General features: G+C 73.5%; 23 protein-coding genes and 1 pseudogene. 14 read left to right on the forward strand and 10 right to left on the reverse strand.

Going from position 1 to position 25,827, the window contains the following annotated elements:
• Window positions 1-90 precede the first annotated feature (90 nt).
• The 5 genes and pseudogenes from ACIPSJ_RS31290 to ACIPSJ_RS31310 form a co-directional block, all read left to right on the forward strand.
• Window positions 91-1,071, forward strand: coding sequence for a zinc-binding alcohol dehydrogenase (locus tag ACIPSJ_RS31290; protein ID WP_401351038.1), 981 nt, complete (start codon window positions 91-93; stop codon window positions 1,069-1,071).
• Between the two features lie 149 nt (window positions 1,072-1,220).
• Complete coding sequence (locus ACIPSJ_RS31295) at window positions 1,221-1,619, forward strand: 6-carboxytetrahydropterin synthase (RefSeq protein ID WP_093497951.1); 399 nt, start codon at window positions 1,221-1,223, stop codon at window positions 1,617-1,619.
• Between the two features lie 5 nt (window positions 1,620-1,624).
• Window positions 1,625-2,818, forward strand: a complete 1,194-nt coding sequence (locus ACIPSJ_RS31300) for a glycosyltransferase family 4 protein (RefSeq protein ID WP_393546494.1) — start codon at window positions 1,625-1,627, stop codon at window positions 2,816-2,818.
• Window positions 2,815-3,837, forward strand: coding sequence for a trans-aconitate methyltransferase (locus tag ACIPSJ_RS31305; RefSeq protein ID WP_401351040.1), 1,023 nt, complete (start codon window positions 2,815-2,817; stop codon window positions 3,835-3,837). Before ACIPSJ_RS31300 ends, ACIPSJ_RS31305 begins: the two co-directional genes overlap by 4 nt.
• Window positions 3,838-3,956: 119 nt before the next feature.
• Window positions 3,957-4,715: pseudogene (locus ACIPSJ_RS31310) on the forward strand (YbhN family protein); the annotation flags it as partial.
• 98 nt (window positions 4,716-4,813) lie between these two features.
• On the opposite strand, the gene ACIPSJ_RS31315 reads toward ACIPSJ_RS31310, so the two are convergent.
• On the reverse strand, window positions 4,814-5,572 hold the full coding sequence (locus ACIPSJ_RS31315) for a creatininase family protein (RefSeq protein WP_359214027.1): 759 nt from the start codon (window positions 5,570-5,572) through the stop codon (window positions 4,814-4,816).
• A 38-nt stretch (window positions 5,573-5,610) separates the two neighbouring features.
• On the opposite strand from ACIPSJ_RS31315, the gene ribA reads away from it, so the two are divergent.
• Together ribA and ACIPSJ_RS31325 are read left to right on the forward strand one after the other, a co-directional pair.
• Complete coding sequence (ribA, locus tag ACIPSJ_RS31320; RefSeq protein WP_355713997.1) at window positions 5,611-6,270, forward strand: GTP cyclohydrolase II; 660 nt, start codon at window positions 5,611-5,613, stop codon at window positions 6,268-6,270.
• Window positions 6,271-6,325: 55 nt separating this feature from the next.
• Complete coding sequence (locus ACIPSJ_RS31325; protein ID WP_359214023.1) at window positions 6,326-7,471, forward strand: FAD-binding oxidoreductase; 1,146 nt, start codon at window positions 6,326-6,328, stop codon at window positions 7,469-7,471.
• 13 nt (window positions 7,472-7,484) lie between these two features.
• Here the strand turns inward: ACIPSJ_RS31325 and ACIPSJ_RS31330 are convergent, their stop codons facing one another.
• Genes ACIPSJ_RS31330 through ACIPSJ_RS31340 form a run of 3 tightly spaced genes read right to left on the reverse strand, consistent with a single transcriptional unit; the run spans window position 7,485 to window position 10,674 of the window.
• Entirely contained in the window at window positions 7,485-8,708 is a 1,224-nt protein-coding gene (locus ACIPSJ_RS31330; protein ID WP_359214020.1) for a serine hydrolase domain-containing protein, read from the reverse strand.
• Window positions 8,709-8,755: 47 nt separating this feature from the next.
• Complete coding sequence (locus ACIPSJ_RS31335) at window positions 8,756-10,096, reverse strand: MFS transporter (RefSeq protein ID WP_401351042.1); 1,341 nt, start codon at window positions 10,094-10,096, stop codon at window positions 8,756-8,758.
• Complete coding sequence (locus ACIPSJ_RS31340; RefSeq protein WP_401351043.1) at window positions 10,093-10,674, reverse strand: TetR/AcrR family transcriptional regulator; 582 nt, start codon at window positions 10,672-10,674, stop codon at window positions 10,093-10,095. Before ACIPSJ_RS31340 ends, ACIPSJ_RS31335 begins: the two co-directional genes overlap by 4 nt.
• Window positions 10,675-10,772: 98 nt before the next feature.
• Here ACIPSJ_RS31340 and ACIPSJ_RS31345 point away from each other — a divergent pair, with 98 nt between their 5' ends.
• Window positions 10,773-11,198: a PPOX class F420-dependent oxidoreductase gene (locus tag ACIPSJ_RS31345; RefSeq protein WP_359214011.1), complete on the forward strand. Its 426-nt coding sequence runs from the start codon at window positions 10,773-10,775 to the stop codon at window positions 11,196-11,198.
• Between the two features lie 26 nt (window positions 11,199-11,224).
• Here ACIPSJ_RS31345 and ACIPSJ_RS31350 read toward each other — a convergent pair whose 3' ends face one another.
• Window positions 11,225-12,343: a ricin-type beta-trefoil lectin domain protein gene (locus ACIPSJ_RS31350; RefSeq protein WP_401351044.1), complete on the reverse strand. Its 1,119-nt coding sequence runs from the start codon at window positions 12,341-12,343 to the stop codon at window positions 11,225-11,227.
• Between the two features lie 318 nt (window positions 12,344-12,661).
• Here ACIPSJ_RS31350 and ACIPSJ_RS31355 point away from each other — a divergent pair, with 318 nt between their 5' ends.
• Window positions 12,662-13,072, forward strand: coding sequence for a VOC family protein (locus tag ACIPSJ_RS31355; protein WP_401351045.1), 411 nt, complete (start codon window positions 12,662-12,664; stop codon window positions 13,070-13,072).
• 95 nt (window positions 13,073-13,167) lie between these two features.
• Window positions 13,168-13,509, forward strand: a complete 342-nt coding sequence (locus tag ACIPSJ_RS31360) for a VOC family protein (RefSeq protein WP_355713980.1) — start codon at window positions 13,168-13,170, stop codon at window positions 13,507-13,509.
• Here the strand turns inward: ACIPSJ_RS31360 and ACIPSJ_RS31365 are convergent.
• The 3 genes from ACIPSJ_RS31365 to ACIPSJ_RS31375 form a co-directional block, all read right to left on the reverse strand.
• Entirely contained in the window at window positions 13,406-14,620 is a 1,215-nt protein-coding gene (locus tag ACIPSJ_RS31365) for a glycosyltransferase family 4 protein (RefSeq protein WP_401351047.1), read from the reverse strand. The genes ACIPSJ_RS31360 and ACIPSJ_RS31365 overlap by 104 nt on opposite strands.
• A gap of 75 nt (window positions 14,621-14,695) precedes the next feature.
• The gene (locus tag ACIPSJ_RS31370; RefSeq protein WP_401351049.1) at window positions 14,696-15,985 is read right to left on the reverse strand and encodes a nucleotide sugar dehydrogenase; all 1,290 of its coding nucleotides are present in this window, start codon (window positions 15,983-15,985) and stop codon (window positions 14,696-14,698) included.
• Between the two features lie 64 nt (window positions 15,986-16,049).
• A complete protein-coding gene (locus ACIPSJ_RS31375; protein WP_359213995.1) occupies window positions 16,050-17,471 on the reverse strand; it encodes a glycosyltransferase family 4 protein in 1,422 nt (473 codons plus the stop codon).
• A 92-nt stretch (window positions 17,472-17,563) separates the two neighbouring features.
• Here ACIPSJ_RS31375 and wecB point away from each other — a divergent pair, with 92 nt between their 5' ends.
• Genes wecB through ACIPSJ_RS31395 form a run of 4 tightly spaced genes read left to right on the forward strand, consistent with a single transcriptional unit; the run spans window position 17,564 to window position 23,394 of the window.
• A complete protein-coding gene (wecB, locus tag ACIPSJ_RS31380) occupies window positions 17,564-18,652 on the forward strand; it encodes a non-hydrolyzing UDP-N-acetylglucosamine 2-epimerase (protein ID WP_401351050.1) in 1,089 nt (362 codons plus the stop codon).
• Window positions 18,645-19,400, forward strand: a complete 756-nt coding sequence (locus ACIPSJ_RS31385; RefSeq protein WP_401351052.1) for a class I SAM-dependent methyltransferase — start codon at window positions 18,645-18,647, stop codon at window positions 19,398-19,400. The genes wecB and ACIPSJ_RS31385 overlap by 8 nt, the downstream gene beginning before the upstream one ends.
• The gene (locus tag ACIPSJ_RS31390) at window positions 19,400-21,211 is read left to right on the forward strand and encodes a hypothetical protein (RefSeq protein ID WP_401351053.1); all 1,812 of its coding nucleotides are present in this window, start codon (window positions 19,400-19,402) and stop codon (window positions 21,209-21,211) included. Before ACIPSJ_RS31385 ends, ACIPSJ_RS31390 begins: the two co-directional genes overlap by 1 nt.
• Entirely contained in the window at window positions 21,208-23,394 is a 2,187-nt protein-coding gene (locus ACIPSJ_RS31395; protein ID WP_401351054.1) for a glycosyltransferase, read from the forward strand. Before ACIPSJ_RS31390 ends, ACIPSJ_RS31395 begins: the two co-directional genes overlap by 4 nt.
• Window positions 23,395-23,466: 72 nt before the next feature.
• Here the strand turns inward: ACIPSJ_RS31395 and ACIPSJ_RS31400 are convergent, their stop codons facing one another.
• A complete protein-coding gene (locus ACIPSJ_RS31400) occupies window positions 23,467-24,828 on the reverse strand; it encodes an MFS transporter (protein ID WP_401351055.1) in 1,362 nt (453 codons plus the stop codon).
• Window positions 24,829-25,026: 198 nt separating this feature from the next.
• Window positions 25,027-25,692 carry a TetR/AcrR family transcriptional regulator gene (locus tag ACIPSJ_RS31405; protein ID WP_355713956.1) on the reverse strand — a complete coding sequence of 222 codons (666 nt, stop codon included), beginning with the start codon at window positions 25,690-25,692 and terminating at the stop codon, window positions 25,027-25,029.
• Window positions 25,693-25,827 lie beyond the last annotated feature (135 nt).

The raw sequence follows: 25,827 nt of genomic DNA on the forward strand, positions 1-25,827 counted from the left end.
TCAACGCCGCGTACTGTGCGCGGCCTGTGCACTTCTCGCTGTGCACATCTCCGTACGTGAACCACTTCCCGATCGTTCAGGAGGATGCCGATGAACTCCTCGGCCCGCGCGTTCTGGCTCCGCTCCCCGGGCCACGGAGAGCTGCGCGACGTCACCCTCACGGGGCCCGGCGAGGGCGAGGTGCTGGTGCGTTCCCTGTACTCGGGAGTCAGCCGGGGCACCGAGACACTGGTGTTCCGGGGCGGGGTGCCCGAGAGCCAACACGCCGTGATGCGGGCGCCGTTCCAGGAGGGCGAGTTCCCCGGGCCGGTGAAGTACGGCTACCTCAACGTCGGCGTCGTGGAGCAGGGCCCCGATGGGCTGATCGGCCGTACGGTCTTCTGCCTGTACCCGCATCAGACGCGTTACGTCGTTCCGGTGAGCGCGGTGACGGTGGTACCCGAGCGGGTACCACCGGCGCGCGCGGTACTCGCGGGCACCGTGGAGACCGCCGTGAACGCCCTCTGGGACGCCGCGCCCCTGATCGGCGACCGGATCGCGGTGATCGGCGGCGGCATGGTCGGCTGCTCGGTCGCCGCCCTGCTCGCCCGCTTCCCCGGCGTACGGCTCCAGCTGGTCGACGCCGACCCGGCCCGGGCCAGGACCGCCGAGGCCCTCGGCGTGGACTTCGCGGCCCCCGAGGACGCCCTGGACGGCTGCGACCTGGTCGTGCACGCCAGCGCCACCGAACAGGGCCTCACCCGCGCGCTGGAACTCCTCGCGCCGGAGGGCACGGTCCTCGAACTCAGCTGGTACGGCGACCGGCGGATCGCCCTCCCGCTCGGCGAGGCCTTCCACTCCCGCCGGCTCACCGTGCGCAGCAGCCAGGTCGGCACCGTCTCCCCGCGCCGGTCCGGCCGCACCTACGCCGACCGGCTCGCCCTCTCCCTGGACCTGCTGGCCGACCCGGCGCTGGACGCCCTCATCACGGGCGAGAGCGCCTTCGAGGAGCTCCCGGAGCTGCTCCCGAAGCTCGCCTCCGGGGAGATCCCGGCCCTCTGCCACCGGGTGCGCTACGGCGACAACCGCTGACGGAACGTCCAATTGGCCCGCCAAGCGTGCCTGACCTGAGAAAAGAGTGAGAGTGGACTGAACACGGGGAAGCCAAGAGCCGTATTAAGGGCATCCCCCGGCAGGGATCAGCCGGGGGACCAGACGCGCCGCACCTGGAGGGTCGTCCGTTGTTCAGCATCACCGTCCGCGATCACATCATGATCGCCCACAGTTTCCGCGGCGAGGTGTTCGGACCCGCGCAGCGACTGCACGGCGCCACGTTCCTCGTGGACGCCACCTTCCGCCGCGAGCAGCTGGACGACGACAACATCGTCGTCGACATCGGTCTTGCCACCCAGGAGCTCGGGGCCGTGGTCAGCGAGCTGAACTACAGAAACCTCGACAACGAGCCGGACTTCGCCGGGATCAACACCTCCACGGAGTTCCTCGCGAAGGTCATCGCGGACCGGCTCGCCGAGCGGATCGAGAAGGGTGCCCTGGGTGAGGGTGCCAGGGGCCTCGCCGGACTGACCGTCACGCTCCACGAGTCGCACGTCGCCTGGGCGAGTTACGAGCGTGCCCTGTGACCGACATGGCCGTCGGCCGCGCCCCGGCCCTCACCTACGTGCCCGCGCCGCGCGCGGCCACCGCCGACATCCAAGCCCCGGCGAACCTCGGGATCCTGCCCATGTCCCTGCGCACCGTGCACTTCGTCATGCCCGGCGGCGTCGACGACCCGGCCCAGCCGAGCGGCGGCAACGCCTACGACCGGCGGGTCTGCCTGGACCTGCCCGGCTTCGGCTGGCAGGTCACCCGGCACGTGGCGGCCGGATCCTGGCCGCGCCCCGAGCAGGCCGCCCGGGACAACCTCGCGCGCACCCTGCGGGAACTGCCCGACGGTGCGGCCGTCCTGCTCGACGGCCTGGTCGCCTGCGGCGTCCCGGAGATCGTCGTCCCCGAGGCGGAACGGCTGCGGCTCGCCGTCCTCGTCCACCTGCCGCTCGGCGACGAGACCGGCCTGGACCGGGCCGTCGCCGCCGACCTGGACGCCCGTGAGCGCGCGGTGCTGCGCGCCGTACCGGCCGTGATCGCGACCAGCGACTGGGCGGTACGACGGCTGGTCTCGCACCACGGCCTGGCACCCGAACGGGTCCATGTCGCCGCCCCGGGCGCGGACATCGCCCCGCTGGCCGGCGGCACCGACGGGGTCTCGCACCTGGTGTGCGTCGCCGCCGTCACCCCGCGCAAGGGCCAGCACCGGCTGGTCGAGGCGCTCGCCGCGGTCCGGGACCTGCCGTGGACCTGCACCTGCGTCGGCGGGCTCGGCCAGGACCCCGAGTACGTCGCCCATCTGCGGTCGCTGATCGCCGAGCACGGGCTGACCGACCGGCTGCACCTGGCCGGCCCGCGCTCCGGCGCCGCGCTCGACGCCAGCTACGCGGCCGCCGACCTGATGGTCCTCACCTCGTACGCCGAGACCTACGGCATGGCGGTCACCGAGGCCCTCGCCCGGGGCATCCCGGTGCTCGCCACCGACGTCGGCGGACTGCCCGAGGCGGTCGGCCGCGCCCCCGACGGCGGGGTGCCCGGCATCCTGGTGCCGCCGGAGGACCCCGCCGCGCTCGCCGCCGAACTGCGCGGCTGGTTCGGCGAGGCGGACGTACGCCGCCGTCTCAAGGCCGCCGCGCGCGGCCGGCGGGCGGCACTCGACGGCTGGGCGGCCACCGCCCGCAGCCTGGCCGGAGTCCTGCTCCGACTCCCCGACGAACCCAGGAGGGCGGCATGACCAGCGAGACCACGACCACTACTCCGGTCGGCGCGATCCCCGCGCAGCCGGGGCCGAGGGATGCTACGGATGCAGGAGTGGGACGAGAGAGCGAACAGGTGTCTTCCGAGGTGATCGCCGGGGCCGGTCCCGTCGTGCGGCCCGGCGAGCGGGCCACCGTACGGCTGCGCGAGGCCGGGCCCGAGGAGCCACCGCGGTACGCGCCCGAGTGGCTGGAGCTGCGGGAGGGCGTGGACGCGGCCGCCCGGGCGCACGACCTGCTGGACCCGCTGCGGATCCGGCTGGCCAACCTGCCCGGCAAGGCGGGCGGGACCGTCGTGCACGACCTGGGCTGCGGAACGGGCTCGATGGGCCGCTGGCTGGCCCCCCGGCTCGACGGCGCCCAGCACTGGATCCTGCACGACCGCGACCCCTACCTGCTGCACTTCGCCGCCGTCGCCTCGCCCCGGGCCGCCGCCGACGGCAGCCGGGTCACGGTGGAGACCCGGCGCGGCGACGTCGCCCGGCTCACCCCCGACGCGCTCATAGGCGCCTCGCTGGTCACCGCCTCCGCCCTGCTCGACGTCCTCACCCGGGAGGAGGTCGACATACTCGCCGAGGCCTGCGCCGGGGCCGGCTGCCCCGCGCTGCTGACCCTGTCGGTGGCCGGGCGGGTCGACCTCACCCCGTCCCACCCGCTGGACGCCGAGATCACCGAGGCGTTCAACGCCCACCAGCGGCGCGGCGGCATGCTCGGCCCGGACGCGATCACGGCCGCCTGCGAGGCGTTCGCCGACCGGGGCGCCACCGTGAAGGTGCACCCGAGCCCGTGGCGGCTCGGCCCCGACGAGAAGGCGCTCACCGAGCAGTGGCTGCGCGGCTGGGTCGGCGCCGCCGTCGAGCAGCGCCCCGAACTGGCCGAGCGCGCCGAGGCCTACCTGGCCGAGCGGCTCGCCGCCAACGCGGCCGGCGAACTGCGGGTCCTCCTGCACCACAGCGACCTGCTGGCGCTGGCCCGGCCGACCGGAGGCACCTCGTGAGCACGCCCACCCTGGTCCGGGAGAGCGCGTCCGTCGCCCCGGTGGGCGTGGGCCGGCGCCTCACCTTCCGTGCCGTCCGCCCCCACCTGGGCACGGCCGCCGGCGCCGCCATCATCGGCGTGCTGCTGTGGCGGCTGGGCACCGGCGTCTTCCTCGACGGACTGCGCCGGATCGACACGCCGACGCTGGTGATCGGCCTGGTGATCGGCGCGGTCACCACCGTACTGAGCGCCTGGCGCTGGCAGTTGGTGGCCCGCAGCCTCGGCCTGCGGCTGCCGCTCGGGCCCGCCGTCGGCGACTACTACCGGGCGCTGTTCCTCAACGCGGCCCTGCCCGGCGGGGTACTCGGCGACGTCCACCGGGCGGTGCGGCACGGGCAGAGCGAGGGCGACATCGGGCGCGGGGTCCGCGCGGTCGTCCTCGAACGGACCGCCGGCCAGATCGCGTTGACGGTGTTCGGCGCGGGCGCGCTGCTGATCCTGCCCTCGCCGGTCCGCGCGGACGTCCGCAGCTTCGCCCCGCTGGCGGCCGCCGGGGTCGCGGGCGCGATCGCGATCGTGGTCGCCCTCCGGATGAACAAGGCCCCGGGCAGGCGCGGCGGCGCCCTGCGCTCGACGCTCGCCGAGGCCCGCCGAGCGCTGCTGTCCCGGAAGAACGGTCCGGGCGTCGCGCTGTCCTCGGCGGTCATCCTCGCCGGGCACGTCGGGATGTTCGTGGTGTCCGCGCGGGTCGCCGGTTCCGCCGCCTCGGTGGCGGAGGTGACCCCGATCGCGGTGCTGGCGCTGGTCGCCATGGGCCTGCCGCTGAACGTCGGCGGCTGGGGGCCCCGGGAGGGCGTCACCGCCTGGGCGTTCGCCGCGGCGGGCCTCGGCGCGAACACCGGGCTCGCCACCGCCGTCGTCTACGGCGTGCTCAGCTTCGTGGCGGCGCTGCCCGGCCTGGTGGTCCTGGTCGTCCGCTGGTACGCCGGACTGCGCTACTCCCGCCCGGCGGTGAGCAGTTCGAAAACCGCCCCGAAGGAATCCGCCAGGCTCGCCAGCAGTTCCTTCCCCTTTTCCGCCGACCCCAGGGAAGGGCGGCCGATCACGCCCGACTCGGTATAGGCGGACATTCCCAGGGTGAGGAGATGACGACGGTCGTCAGCGGTGAAATCGACGGACTCGTAACCAGGGCGGACCAATTCGGGATGAGCGTGCAGCAGAATGGAGGTCTCGATTTCCCCGGCATGCATGTCGGTGAGCGCCGAGGTCTCCACCCCGGCCTTTTCCAGCGCCGCCGCCCAGTCCTCGGCGGCCGGGTACAGCGCCATCCGCTCGCCCCGCGCGGACGCCTCCTGCACGACGTTGCCCAGCACGTAGTTGCCGCCGTGGCCGTTGACCACGACCAGTGCCTCGACGCCGGAGCGGCGCAGCGAGGCGGCGATGTCGTTCACCACCGCGTGCAGGGTCACCGCGGAGATGCTGACGGTCCCCGGCCAGGCGGCGTGCTCGTGCGAGCAGGAGACCGTCACCGGAGGAAGGAGGTGCACCGGGAACGTGGCGGCGATCTCCCGGGCGACGGCACAGGCGACGAGGGTGTCGGTGGCCAGCGGCAGGTACGGGCCGTGCTGTTCGAAGCTCCCCACGGGAAGGACGGCGACCTGTGTTGAAACGCCCGCCCCCCTGGTCCGTACCTCTTCCGTAGTGTCCGCCGGCAACAGACCGTATGCCGCCGTACGCGCGCCCGAACCACTCATCTTTTCACGGCCTTTCGTCTCTGCTTAGGAATCAGATCATGACAGAAAACATCGGCGTACTCGGCACGAAGTCCCCACGGCGTTCGGGCGTGGAACGCGTCGTGAATGCACCGCTGCCCACCGTCTACGGGAAATTCCAGGCGATCGGCTACCTGGACCACGACCGCGGTGACGAGCAAGTCGCCCTGGTCTACGGGGACATCGACAGCGACCGGGTGCTGACCCGGCTGCACTCGGAGTGCCTGACCGGCGACGCGTTCGGCTCCCAGCACTGCGAGTGCGGCGACCAGCTGGCCGCGGCGCTGCGCGCGGTCGTCGCCGAAGGCAGCGGCATCGTCGTCTACTTGCGGGGACACGAGGGCCGCGGCATCGGTCTGCTGGCCAAGCTGCGCGCGATGGCCCTGCAGGCGGAGGGCCTGGACACCGTCGAGGCCAACCTCGCGCTCGGCCTGCCCGTCGACGCCCGCGACTACGGTGTCGCCGCCGGCATCCTGAGCGACCTCGGGGTGCGCTCGGTGCGCCTGATGTCCAACAACCCGCGCAAGCGCGAGTCTCTGGTCCGGCACGGCATCGAGGTGGCCGAAACGGTCCCGCTGCTGATCGAGCCGTGCGAGAACAACATCACGTACCTGCGCACCAAGCGGGAGCGCCTGGACCATGTGCTGCCCCACCTGGACGCGGTCGCGCACTGGTCCTGAGGTACCGGGCGGCCTCCCGGGGAAGGATCGGGGGAGACCGACAGGAGGTACACGCGTGAATCTTCGGGCCCAGGCAGTGATCATCGGCGGCGGGGTGATGGGCACCAGCATCGCCTACCACCTCGCGAGCGCGGGCGTCCGCGACGTCGTCCTCGTCGAACGCGACGAGCTGGCCGCCGGATCCACCTCGAAGGCCGCGGGCGGAGTGCGCGCCCAGTTCTCCGACGAGCTCAACGTCCAGCTGGGCGCGCGCAGCTTAGAGGCCTTCGCCCGCTTCGGGGAGGAGATCGGGTACGACATCGGGCTGCGCCGGGTCGGCTACCTCTTCCTCCTCTCCACCCCCGAGGAGGTCGCCTCCTTCGAGGCGAGCGTCCGGCTCCAGAACCACCTCGGCGTGCCCAGCCGGATGCTCACCCCGAAGGAGGCGGCCCGGCTCTCCCCGCTGATCAGCACGGACGGGCTGCTGGCCGCCGCGTACTCCCCGGACGACGGCCACTGCACCCCCGAGTCCGTCGTGCACGGCTACGCGGCCGCGGCCCGCGCCCACGGCGCCCGCGTGCTGCGCCACACCGAGGTCACCGGCATCGAACGGGACGGCCCCTATGTCACCGCCGTCCACACCACCCTCGGCCGGATCGCCACCGACACGGTGGTCTGCGCGGCCGGGCCCTGGTCGAGGGCGGTCGGCGCGATGGCCGGCGTCGACTTACCGGTGCAGCCCCTGCGCCGCCAGATCGCGGTCACCGAACCGGTCCCGGGGCTGCCGCCGACGCTCCCGATGACGATCGACTTCAGCAGCAGCCTGTACTTCCACGCCGAGGGCCCCGGACTGCTGCTCGGCATGTCCGACCCCGACGAGCGGCCGGGCTTCGCCACCGACGCCCACGACCGCTGGATCCCGCGCCTGTGCGAGACGATGCGGCTGCGCGCACCGGCCCTGCTCGACCTGCGCCGCACCGGCGGCTGGGCGGGCCTGTACGAGAACACCCCGGACCACAACGCCCTGATCGGCGAAGCCCCTTCGGTCTCCCGGTTCCTGTATGCCACCGGGTTCTCCGGTCACGGCTTCCTCCAGGGCCCGGCGGTCGGCGAGGTGATCCGCGACCTGTATCTGGGCCGGGCACCCTTCCTGGACGTCCGCCCGCTCAGCGCCGGCCGGTTCGCGGCCGACGCTCCCCGCCCGGAGGCCAACCTGGTCTGACCCGGGCGTCCGCTCAGTCCTGGATCGTCTCGTGGACGAGCCGGCGCAGTTCCGGGAAGATCTTCAGGCTCCTGGGGCGCAGCTGGGTGTGGAACTGCACGGTCAGGTCGTGGGCGGGATCCACCCAGAAGGCGGTGGTGGCGGCCCCGGTCCAGCCGTAGGCGCCGGGGCTGCTCGGCGAGAGGGTGCGGGCCGGGTCGATCACCACCGAGACGCCCAGGCCGAAGCCGAGGCCGTCGTTGCCGGGTTCCTGGTGGACGGGGGCGCCGAAGGCGCGCAGGTCGGCGCCGCCGGGCAGGTGGTTGCCGGAGAGCAGGCCGACCGAGGCGGGGGAGAGGAGGCGGACGCCGTCCAGCTCGCCGCCCCGGCGGAGCATCTCCATGAACCGGTGGTAGTCGTAGGCGGTCGCCGCCAGGCCGCCGCTGCCGGACAGGAAGCGGGGGCGTCCCCGCAGCGGCAGCCCGGGGATCGCCTCGATGCCGCCGCCGTCCGTCTCGCCGTACAACTCGGAGAGCCGGTCGGCCTGTTCGGGCACGATGTGCAGGCCCGCGTCCGGCATGCCGAGCGGGCGGAAGATCCGGTCCGCGAAGAACTCGTCGAGCCGCTGCCCGGAGACCACCTCGACGACGCGGCTGAGCACGTTGAAGCCCACCGAGTAGTTCCACTGCGTGCCCGGCTCGAACTGGAGCGGCATCCGGGCGTACACCGCCATCGTCTCCGCGAGGTTCGCGCCCGCCGGTACCGAGAACTCCAGGCCCGCCTCGCGGTAGAGGGCGTCCACGGGGTGCGTGTGGTAGAAGGCGAAGGTCAACCCGGCGGTGTGGGTGAGGAGATGGCGGATCAGGATCGGTCCGTCGGCCGGCCGGGTCACCGTGTCCTCGCCCGAACCCGACACGTACACCCGGGGTTCGGCGAACTCGGGCAGGAAGCGGTCGACCGGATCGTCCAGCGACAGCAGGCCCTCCTCCACCAGCAGCAGGATCGCGACCGCCGTGACCGGCTTGGTCATGGAGTAGACCCGCCAGATGGTGTCCGGTTCGACCGGCAGTCCCGCCGCGCGGTCGCGGTGGCCCTGCGTGGTGAGGTGGGCGACCCGGCCGCCGCGCGCCACGGCCACCAGGTAGCCGGGCAGGCGTCCTTCGTCGACGAAGTGGGCGAAGTGCTGGTCGAGGCGGTCCAGCGCCTTCACGTCCAGCCCGACCTCACTGGGGTCGACTTCCTGTCGCAGCTGTGCCATCGCTCTCCTCCGGTCGCGTCGTCCGCGGTGCGGTCCGACCTCGGATCTCATCGTCGCGCAGGAAGGGGGGAACGGTCCCGCCCATCCGCGTGTGGTGTGACGGACGCTATAGGAGATGCGCCGGGGAGCGGACGGGCGACCGCCACCCCGAGCGCGGCCAGAAACCCCAGGACGAGCAGCGGTTCCGTGGCTCCGGAGGGCAGCAGGGCGCCCGCCACGGCCACCCCGAGCACCGGTCCGATGTTGAGCGCGGTCTGCTGCGACCCGCCCGCCACCCCGGCCGACCCGGCGTCCGCCTGCCGTACGACGACCTGGGTCGCCGCCACCATCACCGTGCCGAACCCGGCGCCCAGCGCCGCGAAACCGCCGTACAGCGCGGGCGCGGCCGAGGGCCGGGTCAGCAGCAGGACACCGACGGTGAGCAGGGCCATGGCCGCCGCGGTGGTGCGGCGCGGGCCGTACCGGCGCAGGAGTACGGGGCACCCGGCGGCGGAAGCCACCATCAGCACCGCCAGCGGCAGACTGCGCAGGGCGCTGGCGAACGGGTCGAGGCCGAGGGTGCGTTGGAGGACGTAGACGGCGACGAACAGCGTGCCGAACAGCGCCGCCGACGCGGTGACCAGGACACCGAGGGCCGCCCCGACCGCCGGGACGCCGATCACCCCGGGCGGCACCAGCGGGCTCGCCGTCCGCCGCTCGTGCCGGACGAACACGGCCCCGGTGACCACGGCCACCCCGAGACTCACCGCCGTACCGGTGACCAGTCCGTGCACCAGAGCGGCCAGGGTCACCGCGAGCAGCAGCGCGCCCGGCCCGTCCAGCGGGGTCCGGACCGCCGGTCGTGGCTCCCGCCCGGCCAGCGCGAGCACCCCGAAGGCCGCCGTCGGCAGCACATGGAGGAAGAACACCGCCCGCCAGCCCAGCCCCGTCACCAGCGCCCCGCCGGCCAACGGCCCTGCGGCGGCCGCCAGTCCGACGGCGGCCGTGCGCACCGCGAGCGGCTTCGCCAGCCGGTCCGGCGGACAAACGGTCCGCAGCATGCCGAGGGTCGCGGGCTGCAACAGCGCCCCGAACACGCCCTGGGCCACCCGCAGTCCGATCACCCAGCCGATCCCCGGCGCGCAGCCGATACCGGCCGAGGCGGCGCCGAAGCCGAGCATGCCCAGCCCGAACATCCGCCGCTGCCCGTACCGGTCGGCGAGCCGCCCGGCGAAGACCAGCAGGCTCGCCACCGCGATGAGATAGGCGGTGCTGGTCCACTGCACCTCGGCGAAGGAGGCGTGCAACTCCCGTTGCAGCGTGGGCTGCGCGACCGTCAGGACAGTTCCGTCCAGCGCGACCACCACGGCGCCCGCGACACTGCTCACCAGCGTCAGCCGCCGGTTCACCGGCCGGCCTCCGGCCCGAGGTGCGCGTCCAGCGCGGAGCGCAGCAGGGGCCCGAAGTCGTCCGCACCGGTGGCGAGTCGGAGGCTGCCCCAGCTCCACAGCTGGGCGATGCCGTGCAGGTTCGCCCACAGGGCGCCCGCGACGAGCCGTGCGTCCGCGCCGGGCCGGGCCCGGCCGACCAGGTCGGCGAGCAGCCCGAACAGCGGCAGGCTGGTCTCCCGCAGCCCCAGATGGCCGCTCTCCAGCAGGTCGTGACGGAACATCAGCTCGTACATGCCCGGACTGTCCCGCGCGAACTCCAGGTACACCCGGGCCAGCGCGGCGACTTGCGCGCCCGGTGCCGCCGTACCGCCGCCCAGCGCCGCCGCTCCGCGCGCGGCCAGTTCGGTGAAGCCCCGGCGTGCGATGGCCGAGAGCAGTTCGAGATGCGTGGGGAAGTAGCGGCGGGGTGCCCCGTGCGAGACCCCCGCCCGGCGGGCGATCTCCCGCAGGGTCAGCGCCTGGGCGCCCTCGGCGGCCACCAACTCCACGCCGACGTCGACCAGCCGGTCGCGCAGGCTTGTCCCGGACTCTGTCATAGACACTGTCTACCAGGCGGCCGTAGACAGTGTCTACCGTCTCGGTCCGGGACGGCCGGAAGGGAATGCGGGACGGCAGCTGCGGGGTTGTCCCCTGTATGACCCAGGACGCTCTTCTGAAGCTGCTCTCCGAAGGCCACGCCGGGGTGCTGGTCACCCTCAAGAGCGACGGCCGCCCCCAGCTGTCCAATGTCAGCCACGCGTACTACCCCGACGAGCGGACCGTGCGCGTCTCGATCACGGACGACCGCGCGAAGACCCGCAACCTGCGCCGCGACCCCCGCGCCTCCTACCACGTCACCAGCCCCGACCGCTGGGCCTACACGGTCGCCGAGGGCACCGCCGAGCTGTCACCGGTCGCCCAGGACCCGTACGACGAGACCGTGGAGGAACTCGTCCGCCTCTACCGCGACGTCCAGGGCGAGCACCCCGACTGGGACGACTACCGCGCCGCGATGGTCCGCGACCGCCGGCTGGTGCTGCGGCTGCGCGTGGACCGGGCGTACGGTATTCCGCGCGCCTAGGGGCTGTCCGGTGCGCGGGGGTGGCGTCAGTGGACGCTCCACTTCTGGTTGCTCCCGCCGGAGCAGCCCCACAGCTGAAGCCGCGCCCCGTTGTCGCTCCGGACGTCGGTGACGTCGACGCATTTGTCGGCCTGGACGTTGACCAGGTCGTCCGCCGCCGTGAGCCGGAACCGCTGGGCCCCGGAGCCGTCGCAGCCGGTGAGGCGGATCGCCGCGCCGTCGTCCCGCGAACCCCCGGCGACGGTCATGCACTTGCCGAGGCTGCGGACGGTGCCGTCGGCGAAGAACGTCCACTTCTGCCAGTCGGCACCGCTGCAGTCCCAGATCTGCAGGGGGGTCTGGTCCGCCGTGCTGCCGTCCGTCACGTCGATGCAGCGGCCGGATCCCGCGCCCCGCAGCCGGACGTTCGCGACGGTGACCGAGGGGGTGTGGGGTACGGCGGATGCGGTGGGCGTGGCCGCGCTGCCCTTCTTGCCGTCGCTCTTCCTGGTTCCGCCGGACTTCTTGGAGGGCGTCGACGAGGGGGTGGGCGAGGGCGTCCGCCCCTGGGGCGCGCTCTTCACGGACGCCTGCGGGGTCGCTCCGCCGGAGGAGCCGGAGGAGCCGGGGGCGTAACCGTCCTTCCCGTCGCCGAGGAGGGAGCCCGCCGCGGATCCGGACGCGTCGGTGTGGTCCGTGCCGTCGCCGTCGCCGCCGTTCAGGAGGAACGCGGTGCCGACCAGGAGGGCGGCCACGAGGGCGGCACCGGCCAGTACCGCCGGGCCGGGGCGCCGGGAGCGACGCGGGGGCGTGGCGGTGGTGACGACCGGGGCGTCCGGGTGCCCAGGACGGGGGCGCGGGTCGGCGCCGGGCGCGCTGTCCGCCTGGCCCGTCCGGCCGGGTGCCTCGGTGGTGAGGGCCGCGAACTCCGCCGCGGCGGCGGACATGGGCGGTACGGGCGCGTACCCGGGACCGGGTTCGGGTTCGGGGGCGGCTCCGCCGGGGGCCGCCCCGGGTCTCGGCGCGGGGGACGAGGCGCCTGCCTCGGCTATCGCCGACGGGCCTCTCTCGCGGCGGGGCAGGGGTCCGCGCGGACGTGGGGTGGCGGGCGGCTCCGACGAGGCGGCGACGTCTTCCGCGGTCGGATCGTCGGGGGAGGCGGTCATGTCATCCTCGCAGTGAGAAGTCGGGGGGAGCGTAACCGGTTTCCGTCCGTGGACGTGACTTCGCACGACGACGGTTCCCGGACCCGGCGCGATGCACGGCAAGCGCTCCCGCGTCCGGATCTCCCCCGGTGAGTTGCGCCATTGAACGGGGCGGGGCGGTGCCGTGGCAACGCGGCGCACCGCGACGCCCGTTGCCCGGCACCGCCGCCGTGCGGAGGAGGCCCAGGCCCTGCGGTCCAGGGCGATCGGCCGATGGCCTGGGGAGCCGCGGACACCTAGGCTGCCGAGGAGGAAACGGCAGCTCAGGAAGAGGTCACGATGCCCGTCGACGGCCGTAGTCACATCCGGATCGCCCGCCCCTCCCGGGACCTCGCGGCGGCCGAGCGCTTCTGGGTGGCGGGCCTCGGACTGGGCGTGGTGTGGCGGGCCGAGGGCGGGCCGGAACCCGGTGAGCACGACCTGCTGATGATGGGCTGGCCGGACGCCGGCTGGCATCTGGAGCTGGTCCACGAGCCCGCCCGGCCCGTCGAACCCCGGCCCACCGAGGAGGACCTGCTGGTCGTCTACGTCGACGGACCGGTGCCGGAGGAACTGGTCGCCCGGCTGGAGGAACACGGCGGCAAGCGGGTGCCCTCGCCCAACCCGTACTGGAACCGGTGGGGCGTCACGGTCGAGGACCCCGACGGATACCGGCTGGTGCTCTGCGAGCGGGGCTGGTCCAACGCGTGACGGCGGGTGGTGGCCAGTGATGGCGCGTGGTCGCGGGTGAGGGCGCGCGGCGGCGGGTGCTTGCCGACCGACCGCCCCGCGACTAGCCTCCGCGCGTGATCAATGGGGCACATGTGGTGATCTACACGCGCGACGCCGAGGCGGACCGCGCCTTCCTCCGGGACGTCCTGGACTGGCCGCACGTCGACGTGGGGCACGGCTGGCTGATCTTCCGGCTGCCGCCGGCCGAGGTGGCCTGCCACCCGGCCGACGGCGAACCGTCCCACGAACTGATGCTGATGTGCGACGACCTGGACTCCACGGTCAGCGAACTCACCGCCAAGGGCGTGGAGTTCAGCCGACCCGTCCAGGTCGCGGCCTGGGGCCGGGTGACGGCCTTCCGGTTGCCGGGCGGAGGCGAGGTCGCCTTGTACGAGCCCCGTCACGAGCGCGCCTAGTTCCGGCCTCCTCCCGCACCCAGGTCTCCAGGCAGTGCGTGAACTCCGCTGCCTTGTCCGGCCAGTTGAAGTGGGTCAGGGCCGCCTCACGGCCGCGCTGGGCCGCGGTGTGCCGCAGGATCGCGTCGGCGCCCAGCCGTCGTATCGCCGCCGCCGCGGCGCGCGGATCCTCGTACGGGACGACGAGACCGCAGCCGTGCCGCTCGACCATCTCCGCCGCCAGCGGGGTGGGCGTGGTGATCACGGGAACCCCGTGCGCCATGTACTCGACGACCTTGGTGGGCCGTGAGTGGCGGTAGTTGGGCTGGTCGTGGAGGAGGGAGAGGCCGGCCAGGGCGCCGGAGAGCAGCGCGAGGGCCCGGTCGTTGGGCAGGAAGCCGTGCCAGCGCAGCACCCCGTCCCGGTCGGCCGCCGTGAGCGCCTCCCGGACGTCGGGGTCGGCCGCGCCGGCCACCTCGACCCGCAGGCCGGGGCCCAGCTGACGGGCCGTCTCGATCAGGTCCAGCGCGCCGCGGGCCCGGGACAGGTGACCGACGTAGACGACGTGTCCGGTGCCCGGCGCTTCGGGGGCGTGGACGGGCGCGGTCGTGAAGTTCGGCACCACCGGGTGGGTGCGGCGGAACCGCCGCTGGTAGGCGTCCTCGGCGAGCAGCAGCCGCAGATGGCGCTCCGCGAGCCGCTCGGCCGCCCGTACGCCCAGCCGCAGCGGCGGCCGCAGCGGTTTCGGCACCCAGCGCTTCATGGCGAGCGCCGCCGCGGTGTCCTCGTGGACGTCCCAGACGACCACCGGACCGGCCCCGGACCGCCGCCAGCGGCGCAGGGTGCCCGGGAGCGTCAGCAGCAGCTCCGGGTCGTGCAGGAGGACCACGTCCGCCTCGTGGCCGCGCGCGGCCAGCAGGGCACGGGCGGCGCCCACGGCCGCCCGGCGGTCGCGGCCGGACGCCCGGGGCAGGTCGATGCCTTCGAGGTCCGCCCGGGGCCGCACCTCGCAGGCCGAGAACGGTGCCGCGTACACGACGTGGTGACCCCGTTCCCGCAGCGCGCCGATCTGCCGGTGCAGGATGCGCGCGTCCTCGGGGTGGTGGACGACGGTGACGACGAGTATCCGCATCTGAGCGCCTTTCGACTCCGCGGCTCGGAGTCCTCGGACTCCGGACCGCGGAAGGGGAGTTGCCGCAGGGATCGCCTAGAGCACCTCGACACCGGGCCGGAAGATCCGCCCCCGGGTGTCGAAGAGCAGACGGGCCTCGTCGCCGAGGGCCGGGAGGTCGTACACGGAGTGGTCCTGGAGCAGGATCGTCAGGTCGTGCGAGCGCACGGCGGCCGCCACGTCGGTGACGCGCGGCACGGCCTCCCCGTCCACGAACCAGGCCGGTACGAAGGGGTCGTGGAAGGCGATCTCCGCCTCCCGCTCCCGCAGCAGCCGGGCCACCGGCACCGCGGGCGCCTCCCGTTGGTCGGCGACGTCCGGCTTGTAGGTGACGCCGAGCAGGAGCACCCGGGAGCCGTGCAGGGCGCGGCCCTCGTGGTTGAGCAGGTCCTGGGCGCGCCGGACGACGTACTCCGGCATATGTGCGTTGATCTCCCGGGCGAGTTCCACGAACCGGAACTCGTAGCCGATCGAACGCACCTTGTACGACAGGTAGTTGGGGTCGATGGGGATGCAGTGGCCGCCCACCCCGGCGCTCGGCCGGAAGGGCTGGAAACCGAACGGCTTGGTCCCCGCGCAGCGGATCGCGTCCCAGACGTCCACCTTCAGCTCGCGGCAGAGGATGGCCAGTTCGTTGACCAGGGCGATGTTGACGTGCCGGTAGGTGTTCTCCAGGAGCTTGGCCATCTCGGCTTCCCGGGTGCCCTTGGCCTGCACGACGGTGTCGACGAGCTTGCCGTAGAAGGCGGCCGCCTTCGCCGAGCAGGCCGGGGTGAGGCCGCCGACCACCTTCGGTGTCTCGCGCAGCCCGTGCGTGGTGTTGCCCGGGTCGATGCGCTCCGGTGAGAAGGCCAGCGCGAAGTCCTCGCCGGCCCGCAGCCCGGACTCCTCCAGGAGCGGCTTGACGACCTCCTCGGTGGTGCCCGGATAGGTCGTCGACTCCAGGACGACGAGCCGTCCCCGGCGCAGCCGGCCCGCCACCGCGCTCGCGGCCGAGGTCACCGCGCGCAGATCGGGTCCGCCGTCCTCGCTGAGCGGGGTCGGCACACAGATCACGACCGTCTGCGCCCGGGCCAGACAGGCGTCGTCCGTGTACGCGGTGAACCCGGCCTGCCGCATCCGGGCGACGTCCTCGTCGGAGACGTCGTCGACATGGGAGTGGCCGGCGTTGAGGCCCTCGACGACCCGTGGGTCGAGATCGAGGCCCGCTACTCTCAGGCCGACCAGCGATGCCTCCCGCGCGAGCGGAAGTCCGACGTAGCCGAGCCCGATGACGGCCAGTTCGACGCCGTCGGTCTGTTCCTCGTCCCCGAGCGATGCGCTCAATTCCCCGAGCGGTACGGCATTTTCAGCCTGCATAGGGATTCACTCCGCCCTCAAGCGAGGGGCCTCAGACACATCCAAGAGTGCGATACGCCTCTCGGGTCGTGGCAGCGACCCTGTTCCAGGTGCGTTCACGCGCCACCAGCGCGCGGGCCGCAGCTCCCCATTCATGCCGCCGTTTTCGACTGTAGAGCAATACTTCGAGACCTTCTGCCCAAGCATGCGGAGATTCAGGCGGGATTAGCTGGCCGTTAACCCCTGGTTCGACCAGCTCTCGCAGGGCTGTGAGATCACTGGCCGCCACGGGAAGACCGCTCGCCATCGCTTCGACGGGCTTGAGTGGGGTGACCAGATGGCAGACCCGTTCATCGGTGCGCGGTACCGCGAAGACGTCCAGAACGGCGTGGTAGGAGCGCACTTGGCGGTGCGGCACCCGGCCGGTGAAGAGAGCGGTGCCGTCGTCGAGTCCGAGCCGCCGGGCGAGCGCCTGGAGCGCCACCCGTTCGGGTCCGTCGCCGACGATCAGCAGCCGCAGCGGGACGCCCCGGCGGCGCAGCTCGGCACCCGCATGGAGCAATGTGCCGATTCCCTCGTGTGGAGTAAGGCTGCTCACGGTCCCCACCACGAAGTCGTCGGCCGCGATGCCGAGCCGGGCGCGCGGCTCCGCCCCGTCCGGCGGCGGCGCGAGGAAGGCCTCGTCCACCGCGTTGGGCACGATCAGCACCCGCTCCTCGGGCACCCCGCGGCCCACGATCTCGGCCTTCATCGCCGAGCCCAGCGTCAGGACCAGATCGGCCTCGCGCATGCAGTGCGTCTCCAGGGCACGCCGGGCCCGGTACGTCCCGTCCCGCGGACTCCGGCCCGGCGCCTGGGTCAGCCAGGTCTCCTCCAGGAAGCCCCGCACCTCGTAGACCACGGGCAGCCCGTAGGTCTCGCGCAGCGCCAGCGCCACCCGCCCGTTGCCGTGGTCGGTGGCCGCGTGCAGCACGGCCGGCCGCAGCCGCTCCACCAGCCGCCCGGCCAACTCGGCGTTGCGGGCGAGGACCGCCCCCTGCCCGTACGGGAGTCCGAGCGGCAGCAGCCGGTGCTGCGGCACCCCGTTCACGATCTGCAGCGGACGGGCGTCGAGAACGCCCTGCGCCACCGGGAACCCGATCCGGGTCACCACGTGCGCGTCGAGCCCGGCCGCCCGCTGGGCCTCGGCGAGGGCCTGGGTGCGCACGGTGTAGCCGGCGTGCTTGAACGGCAGCCCGTTGGTGACCACATGGAGCACCCGGCCGGGCTCGGGCCGCACCGCGCGCCCGGCGGGCGCCGCCACCCGAGCGGCGGACGGGCCGGCGGTGGGACCGGCCGCACGGGCCCGGGCGGCCAGCCGCCGCTCGACCGGCCGCAGCCCGCGCCGCACCCGCCCCGGCAGCAGCCGGACGCCGAGCAGCGCGGCCCGGGCGGGGTCGTGCCGCAACTCGCCCCATGCGACGGATGCGGCCAAGCTGAGTGCACGGGGGATTCGACGCGGCGTGTGCCGGGACGGACGTCGGGCCATGTCGCCAAGGTAGGCCGACAGAGCGGAGAACGTACGACATGAACGGCCGCGTACTCCATGTCGTAGGGACCAGGCCGAACTTCGTGAAGGCCGCGCCCGTCGTCGCCGCCCTGCGCGCGAGCGGGCACGACCAGGTCCTGGTGCACACCGGTCAGCACTACGACGAACGGATGTCGCACATCTTCTTCCGGGAGCTGGGCCTGCCCGCCCCGGACACCGACCTCGGCGTCGGCTCCGGCAGCCACGCCCGGCAGACCGCCGACCTGCTGGTGGCCCTGGAGAGCGAGCTGCTCGCCCGCGCCCCGGCCCTGGTCGTCGTCTACGGCGACGTGAACTCGACCCTGGCCGCGGCCCTGGTCGCCGCCAAGCTCGGCATCCCGGTGGCCCATGTCGAGGCGGGCCTGCGCAGCTTCGACATGGGGATGCCGGAGGAGGTCAACCGGCGTCTGGTCGACCAGCTCGCCGAGCTGCTCCTCGCGACCAGCCCGGAGGCCGTCGGCCACCTCGCCCGCGAGGGCGTCGACCCGGGTCGGGTGCACCTCGTCGGCAACCCCATGATCGACACCCTGCTCACCCATCTGGACCATTTCGACGCGGCCGCCGCCCGTACCGCCCACGCACTGCCCGAGCGGTACGGCGTGGTCACCCTGCACCGCCCGGCCAACGTCGACGACCCCGAGGCCGCCGCCGCTGCCGCCCGCGCCCTCACCGAGGCCGCGACCCACCTCGACCTCGCGGTGCCGCTGCACCCGCGCGGCCGGGAGGCCCTGCGCAAGGCGGGCCTCGCCGACGCCCCCGGCATCCACCTGCTCGAACCGCTCGGCTACGTCGAGTTCATGGGCCTGGTCCGCGGGGCCGCCGCCGTGATCACCGACTCCGGCGGCGTCCAGGAGGAGACCACCGTGCTGGGCGTGCCCTGCCTGACCCTGCGCACCACCACCGAACGCCCGGTCACCGTCACCCACGGCACCAACCGCCTGGTGCGGCACGGCGAACTCGTACCCGCCCTGCGCAAGGTCCTGGACGGGCAGGCCCCGGCCGCCCCGGAAGGGCCGCCGCTGTGGGACGGCAAGGCGGGCCCCCGGATCGCCCGCGTCCTCACCGAGTGGCTGGAGCGCCATGACTGAAGCCACCCGCACCCCCACCGCCGCCGCCCGTACGTACGCCGACGGCCCCCGCACCCCCACCGCCGCCGCCCGTACGTACGCCGACGGCCCCCGCACCACCACCGACGCCCCCCTCACCTACACCGGCGCCCCCCTCACCTACTGGGACACCCGGCACCGTGAACGCGACGACCTCGCCTCCGGCGGCCACATCGGCCTGGACCGGCCCGGCAACGAGATCTTCTACGCGGTCCGGCTCGGCCAGCTGCTCACCCTGATCGGCGACCTGTCCAGCCCGGCCGCCCCGCTCTTCGTCCTCGACGCGGGCTGCGGCAAGGGGCACTTCGCCCGCGCCCTGGCCCGCTGCGGCCACCACGTGGACGCCTTCGACGCCAGCGAGGCGGCCGTCGCCCACGCCCGCGAGGAGGGCGGCGGACCCCGCTACGCGTTCGCCGCCCTCGACGAGTGGCGCAGCCCCTGGCTCTACGACGTGGTGATGTGCGTGGACGTCCTCTTCCACGTCATGGACGACGCCGAGTGGGCGGCCGGCCTGCGCAACCTCGCCTCGCTCGTCCGGATCACCGGCCGGCTGATCGTCACCGACGAGAACATCCCCGAACCCGTCCCGCGCGGCGACTACATCCTGCACCGCCCGCTCGCCGCCTACCGCGAGGAACTCGAGCCCCTGGGCCTGAGCCACACCCTGTTCCGGCCCTACGGCTTCCGCGAGAACCGGGTCGGCTTCCATGTCTTCACAAGGACCCGCTGATGCGCCTGACCGATCTGCTCCACCCGCACCTGGACGAGGTCACCTCCGTCGTGGACGCGACGAGCGGCGGCCTGCGTCTGGACCCCTATCTCCACCTGCCGCCCGGCGTCGACCTGACCCGCCACGAACAGCCCGTCGGCGAGGGGGAGCTGATGCTCCTCTGCTACGGCCCCGACCCCGCCCTGCACGGCGACGAGGCGGACTGCCTCACCGCACTGGAACGGATGCGGCCCGGCGCCCGCGGCCTGATCGTCTTCGGCCACCCGGGGACCGACCTGCCCTACCACCGCCTCCTGGACGCCCTGGTCGCCCACCGCTGCCAGGTGCTGCACGCCGCCAGCCTCGGCTACACCCATCTGCACGCCGGCGCGGTCTTCGCGTGCACCGAGGAACTCCTGCCGCCGCACGACTGGTTCGGCCGCCCGCTGCCGGCCGACGGATTCGCCACGGCCCTCCGGATCGCCGACGAGTACGTCCTCGCCGACTTCGTCTCCCGCTCCCAGCGCGCCCGCCTGATCGACCTGGAGCGGGCGGCCGAGGAGAGTGCCCGCGCCCTGGAGAACACCCGCGAGGACGGCCTCGCCGAGCGCCTGGCCGCGGCCGTCCGCGACAAGGACCAGCTGACGGCCGCCCTGCGCGGGGCCCGGGACCGGGTCGGCGTCCTGGAGGCCCGGGTGTCCATGCTGGAGGGCTCCACCTCGCTGCGGGTCGGCAAGGCCCTGGTGTCGGCAGCCCGTTCGCCCAAGCGGCGCGCGGCCCGGCTGCCGGGGGAGCTGTACGGGCTGTGGCGGCAGCGCAAGGCCGTCAAGGGCCGGGCCGCCGGCTCCCGGACCCCGGCCCTCGCACCGGAGACACTGCTCGACGACCGCTTCTACCTCTCCCACCGGGCGCTGTCCGTGGCGCCCCGCGACCGGCTGGTGATCACCGGCGTGCTCACCGACCGCACCGCCGCCGACTTCGCGGCGGACGCGGTGGTCAGCCGGGTGCTGCCGCACGACGGCCGGCTGCTGGTCGAACGCACCGACCCGGACGTCTTCCTCGTCCAGCTCAGCGCCTGCACCGGCGAGGCCGGACCCTGGACGCTCACTGGCACCGGCCTCGCCCCCGACCTCGACCACCGGCTTGCCGAACTGGTCGGCCAGGCAAGGGGACTGGGCCGTACGGCGGTGCTGTGGCGGGACGGCCCGGCCTCCTCCGCGCCCGGCCTGTCCCAGCTGCCCTGGGACGCCGTCCTGGACGGCGACACCGGTACGGCGCTCGCCCGGCTCGACCCGGTCACCGACGGCCGGGACCGGCTCCGGGACGTCTTCCAGCAGGACAGCACCCGGGTCCGGCTGGCCCGGCTCGCCGAACTGGCCGGTGCCGCCGACCCGCTGGACGAGCGCCGGGTCGCCGTCCTCGCCGCGCCCCGGGACGCCACCGACGTCGCCCGGCTCGTCGCCCAGGCGCTCGGCCAGCTGCACCGGCCGGCCGAGGTGGTCGTCGCCGACCCGGCGGGCCTCGCCCTCGACGAACTCACCGCCGCCTCGGTCACCGTGCACTGCGGACCGGCCACCGCGCCCTGGGTCGCCGACTGGACGGACCTGACCGAGGACCGCCCGGACACCCTGCTGCTCGACCTGCTCTGCGCGCAGGAGTTCTCCGGCGCCGACGCGGTGGGCCACACCCCGGCCGCCGACGACTACGCCTTCGTACCGACCCTGCGGCCGCTGCTCGTGCGCCGGTCGCTGCTGGACTCCGGCACCCCGCCGGACGCCTGGTCGCGCGCGGGGCACCGCCTGTTCGCCGTGCGTGGAAAGGAGCCGTCATGACCCGCACCCTCCGGGCGCTCGTCTACGGCGACGTGGACCTCAACCTCATCGACGGCTCCGCCGTCTGGGCCCAGTCGACGGTCCAGGCGCTGTCCCGGGCGGGCTGCCGGACCCGCCTCGTCCTCAAGGCCCCGGTGGAGACCGGCCGGCTGACCGACCCGCTGGCCGGACTGCCCGGCGTCACTGTGGTGCGCCCCTACGAGGAACACCTCGTCCCCGGCCAGGGCAACCACCCCCTGTCGCCTTTCCAGGCCGCGCAGTTGCTCGCCCGCCTCGACCAGGAGGAGCCCTGCGACCTGCTGGTGCTGCGCGGCCGCCGACTGGTGAAGCAGATCGTCGGCGAGGGCGCCTTCGACGGCCGTGTCTGGGCCTACCTCACCGACATCCCGCAGTCCCCGGCCGAGATGACCGAGGAGGCCCGCGCCGACCTGGCCCGCATCGCCACCGCCTCCCGGCAACTCCTGTGCCAGACCGAGGAGTTGCGCTGCTTCCTGGAGGCCTGGGTGCCGGAGGCCTGCGGCCGGGCCGTGCTCAGCCCGCCCGCCGTGCCCGAACCGGGCTTCCCGATCCCCGGGCGCGACGGCGTGCACGATCCGGTACGCCTCGTCTACACCGGCAAGTTCGCGCCCCGCTGGAACACCCTGCCCATGACCCGGCTGCCCGCCCGGCTCGCCGAACGCGGCATCCGGGCCGAACTCCACGCCGTCGGCGACAAGATCCACAAGGATGCCGGGCACCCCGGTTTCGACACCGCCATGGCCGAGGCGCTGCGCACCACCCCCGAGGTCGTCCACCACGGCGGCGTGCCCCGCGAGGAGGCCATGCGGATCGCCGCCGACTGCGACCTGGGCCTCGGCTGGCGCGACCCCTCCCTCGACGCCAGCCTCGAACTCTCCACCAAGGTCCTGGAGTTCGGCTCCCTCGGACTGCCCGTCGTACTCAACCGCACCCCCGCGCACGAGGCGCTGCTCGGCCCCGACTACCCGCTGTTCGTCCCCGGCGACGCGGCCCTCGCGGACGCGGTGGACGCCGTCGCCCTCGCCGTCCGCGACACCGGGGCCCGGCGGCTCGCCGCCGCACGGTGCACGCAGGCGGCCCGGCAGTACACGATGGAGGCCGCGGCCACCCGCTGGCGCGGCCACCTGGAGCAGGCCTTCCCGCCCGCACCCGCGGCCGTCGCCACCCGCGCCCGCCCGCTGCGGATCGGCGTGGCCGGCCACGACCTGAAGTTCCTCACCCGGCTGCTCGACCACTTCCGCTCCCTGCCCGGCCTGGAGGTGCGCGTCGACGCCTGGCCGGCGCTGGCCCGGCACGACCCGGCCGCCAGCCGTGAACTCGCCGACTGGGCCGATGTGGTGGTCGTCGAGTGGTGCGGCCCGGCGGCGATCTGGTACAGCCGCCACAAGCGGCGCGGCAGCCGGCTCGTGGTCCGGCTGCACCGCTTCGAACTCGACGCCGGATATCCCCGGCAGGTCGACATCGACGCCGTGGACCGGGTGGTGTGCGTCAGCCCGTACTACGCCCGCGCCACCGAGGAACGCACCGGCTGGCCCGCCGCGAAGATCACCACGATCGGCAACTGGGTCGACGTCGCGCAGCTCGACCGCCCCAAGGCGCCCGGCGCCCGCCACCGCCTCGGCATGATCGGCATCGCGCCCAGCCGCAAGCGCCTCGACCTCGGCCTCGACGTCCTCGAAGCGCTCCGCGCCCACGACCGGCGCTGGCACCTCTCGGTCAAGTCCAAGCCGCCGTGGGAGTACTGGTGGATCTGGAACAAGCCCGAGGAACGCGCCCACTACGACGCGATCCTGCGCCGGATGCAGACCTCCCCGCTGCTCGAAGGGGCCGTCGTCTTCGACCAGTTCGGCCCTGACGTGCCCAACTGGCTGCGCCGGATCGGGCATGTCCTGTCCACCAGCGACGACGAGAGCTTCCACCTCGCCCCGGCCGAGGGCATGGCCTCCGGCGCCGTGCCCGCACTGCTGCCCTGGCCGGGCGCCGACGAGATCTACGACCGGCGGTGGATCCACGACACCCCGCAGGCGATGGCGGAGTCGATCGCCGGGCTCGCCGAGCACGAGGACTGGCGCTCGGCCGGGGAGCTGGCCCGGGGCCAGGTCCGGGAGGGGTTCTCGCTGGAGCGGGTGGCGAAGGACTGGACGGAGCTGCTGGTCTCCGGCTGACCCGGCTGACCCGGCTGACCCGGCTGACGCGCGCGGCCCCCGGAGCCTCGCTCCGGGGGCCGCGCGTACGGCTCAGGCCGTCACCGTCTCCGGTCGCGCCGCCTGCGCCCCCGGCCGCTCGCCGAGCAGCTCGGTCGGCACGGTGTGGGTCTCGCGGGCCGACAGCGCGGCGATCACCGGCGGCACGCACAGGGCGGCCGTGAACAGGGCCACCGCCGACCAGTCGTCGCCGCCCGGACCCGCGATCTGCGCCGCGAAGGTCACCGCGAACCCGGCCACCGCGAACCCGATCTGGGTGCCGATCGCCATCCCGGACAGGCGCACCCGGGTCGAGAACATCTCTCCGTAGAAGGACGGCCACACCCCGTTCGCCGCGCTGTAGACGACACCGAAGGCGACGACCCCGAGCAGCATGATCAGCGGGTAGGAGCCGGTGGAGATCGCCCACAGGTAGCCGAACATCGCCGCCGCGCTGCCCACCGCCCCGATCAGGTACACCGGCCGCCGGCCGATCCGGTCGGACAGCGTCGCCCACGCCGGGATCGCGCCCAGCGCCACCAGGTTCGCCAGCGCGCCCACCCACAGCATCGAGGTCCTGGACATCCCGACCGAGTCGCTCGTCGCGTAGGCCAGCGCCCACACCGTGAAGATCGTGCTCACCGAGGCGATCAGCGCGCCCCCGATCACCCGCAGCACATCCGCCCAGTGGTGCCGCACCAGCGTGACCAGCGGCAGCCGTACGACGCCCTCGGTCGCCGCCTGCCGGGCGAAGGCCGGGGTCTCCTCCAGCCTGCGCCGGATCATCCAGCCGGCCACGGCCACCACGACACTCAGCCAGAACGGCACCCGCCAGCCCCAGGACAGCAGCTGGTCCTCGGGGAGCTGGGCGACCGCGAGGAAGACGAGGGTGGCGATCAGCTGCCCGCCCTGGGTGCCGCCGAGGGTGAAGCTGGTGAAGAAGCCGCGCCGTTTCGGCGGCGCGTGCTCCAGGGTCATGGAACTGGCGCTGGCCTGCTCGCCGGCGGCCGAGATGCCCTGCAGCACCCGGCACAGCACCAGCAGCACCGGGGCCAGTCCGCCCACCTGGGCACGGGTCGGCAGACAGCCGATCAGGAACGTCGACAGGCCCATCAGCAGCAGCGTGAAGACCATGATCTTCTTACGGCCGACCCGGTCCCCGAAGTGCCCGAGGAACAACGCGCCCACCGGCCGGGCCGCGTACGCGACACCGAACGTGGCCAGGGACAGCAGGGTCGCGGTCGCCGGGTCCGAGTCGTCGAAGAAGACCTTCGGGAAGATCAGCGCGGCCGCGCTGCCGTAGATGAAGAAGTCGTAGTACTCCAGGGCGCTGCCGATCCAGGCGGCCAGCGCGGCCTTCTTCGGCTGGCCGCCGGGTGGTGCCTCGGTGGCGGCGGGCTGTGCGGGGACGGACACGGCGGTGCTCCTTCGGGGAACTCCAACGTAAGCGGAGTGAGCGGCGGGGGAGAAGGCCGGATCCCAGGGATGACGGGGTCGGCGGACCAGGGGTCGGGTGCTAATTAACCCACTGGGTAGTTAGTCGCGATGGGTACGGATGTTGCGCTCGCGTTTCCCCGCTGTCAAGAGGTCGTGCCGGACGACCCGGTGCGACGGTCAGTCCGCCGCGCGCTCCGCGGTCAGGTAGGCGATCACCATGTCGCCCAGCATGGTCCGGTAGTGCGCGCGCTGCGCCGGATCCACCAGGTCACGGCCGAAGAGGGCGCCGAAGGTGGCCCGGTTCGCCACCCGGAAGAAGCAGAACGAGCTGATCATCGCGTGCAGGTCGACGGCGTCGACGTCGGCCGTGAACAGCCCGGACTCCTGCCCCTGGGCGAGGATCCGGCGGATCACCTCCAGGGCCGGCGAGCCGATCCTGCCGAGCTTCTCGGAGGCGGCGATGTGCTCGGCGCCGTGGATGTTCTCGATGCTGACCAGGCGGATGAAGTCCGGGTGCTGCTCATGGTGGTCGAAGGTCAGCTCGGCGAGCCTGCGGATCGCCGCGACCGGGTCCAGATGCTCCACGTCCAGTTGCTGCTCGGCCTCGCGGATCACGCCGTACGCCCGCTCCAGGACCGCCGTGAACAGCTGCTCCTTGCCGCCGAAGTAGTAGTAGATCATCCGCTTCGTGGTGCGGGTGCGGGCCGCGATCTCGTCCACGCGGGCACCGTCGTAGCCGGCCCGGGCGAACTCCCGCGTGGCCACGTCGAGGATCTCGGCCTGGGTGCGGGCGGCGTCACGGATCCGTCCGTTGGCGGCTGCCGGTTCGTCGACGCTGGTCATCGGGTTCCTATCGGGTGCCTTGGCGGGGGAGGCCGGTGCGGAGATTGTAGAAGCCCGGACCGGAGGCGCTGTCGGAGAGGTCTTCCCCTGCGGTGGCCTCCGGTGTTATAGCTAACGTACTAGTTCGTACATTAG

It is taken from the genome of Streptomyces sp. NPDC090088 (assembly GCF_044747345.1).
Lineage (GTDB): Bacteria > Actinomycetota > Actinomycetes > Streptomycetales > Streptomycetaceae > Streptomyces.

What these genes read in the sequence shown, in the direction of transcription:
- ACIPSJ_RS31355 (WP_401351045.1), top strand. Translation starts at nt 12,662, where the DNA reads ATGCCCGTCGACGGCCGTAGTCACATCCGGATCGCCCGCCCCTCCCGG.
- ACIPSJ_RS31340 (WP_401351043.1), bottom strand. Translation starts at nt 10,674, where the DNA reads ATGACAGAGTCCGGGACAAGCCTGCGCGACCGGCTGGTCGACGTCGGC.
- ACIPSJ_RS31350 (WP_401351044.1), bottom strand. Translation starts at nt 12,343, where the DNA reads ATGACCGCCTCCCCCGACGATCCGACCGCGGAAGACGTCGCCGCCTCG.
- ACIPSJ_RS31385 (WP_401351052.1), top strand. Translation starts at nt 18,645, where the DNA reads ATGACTGAAGCCACCCGCACCCCCACCGCCGCCGCCCGTACGTACGCC.
- ACIPSJ_RS31390 (WP_401351053.1), top strand. Translation starts at nt 19,400, where the DNA reads ATGCGCCTGACCGATCTGCTCCACCCGCACCTGGACGAGGTCACCTCC.
- ACIPSJ_RS31395 (WP_401351054.1), top strand. Translation starts at nt 21,208, where the DNA reads ATGACCCGCACCCTCCGGGCGCTCGTCTACGGCGACGTGGACCTCAAC.
- ACIPSJ_RS31330 (WP_359214020.1), bottom strand. Translation starts at nt 8,708, where the DNA reads ATGGCACAGCTGCGACAGGAAGTCGACCCCAGTGAGGTCGGGCTGGAC.
- ACIPSJ_RS31315 (WP_359214027.1), bottom strand. Translation starts at nt 5,572, where the DNA reads ATGAGTGGTTCGGGCGCGCGTACGGCGGCATACGGTCTGTTGCCGGCG.
- ACIPSJ_RS31290 (WP_401351038.1), top strand. Translation starts at nt 91, where the DNA reads ATGAACTCCTCGGCCCGCGCGTTCTGGCTCCGCTCCCCGGGCCACGGA.
- ribA (WP_355713997.1), top strand. Translation starts at nt 5,611, where the DNA reads ATGACAGAAAACATCGGCGTACTCGGCACGAAGTCCCCACGGCGTTCG.
- wecB (WP_401351050.1), top strand. Translation starts at nt 17,564, where the DNA reads ATGAACGGCCGCGTACTCCATGTCGTAGGGACCAGGCCGAACTTCGTG.
- ACIPSJ_RS31305 (WP_401351040.1), top strand. Translation starts at nt 2,815, where the DNA reads ATGACCAGCGAGACCACGACCACTACTCCGGTCGGCGCGATCCCCGCG.
- ACIPSJ_RS31300 (WP_393546494.1), top strand. Translation starts at nt 1,625, where the DNA reads ATGGCCGTCGGCCGCGCCCCGGCCCTCACCTACGTGCCCGCGCCGCGC.
- ACIPSJ_RS31405 (WP_355713956.1), bottom strand. Translation starts at nt 25,692, where the DNA reads ATGACCAGCGTCGACGAACCGGCAGCCGCCAACGGACGGATCCGTGAC.
- ACIPSJ_RS31345 (WP_359214011.1), top strand. Translation starts at nt 10,773, where the DNA reads ATGACCCAGGACGCTCTTCTGAAGCTGCTCTCCGAAGGCCACGCCGGG.
- ACIPSJ_RS31365 (WP_401351047.1), bottom strand. Translation starts at nt 14,620, where the DNA reads ATGCGGATACTCGTCGTCACCGTCGTCCACCACCCCGAGGACGCGCGC.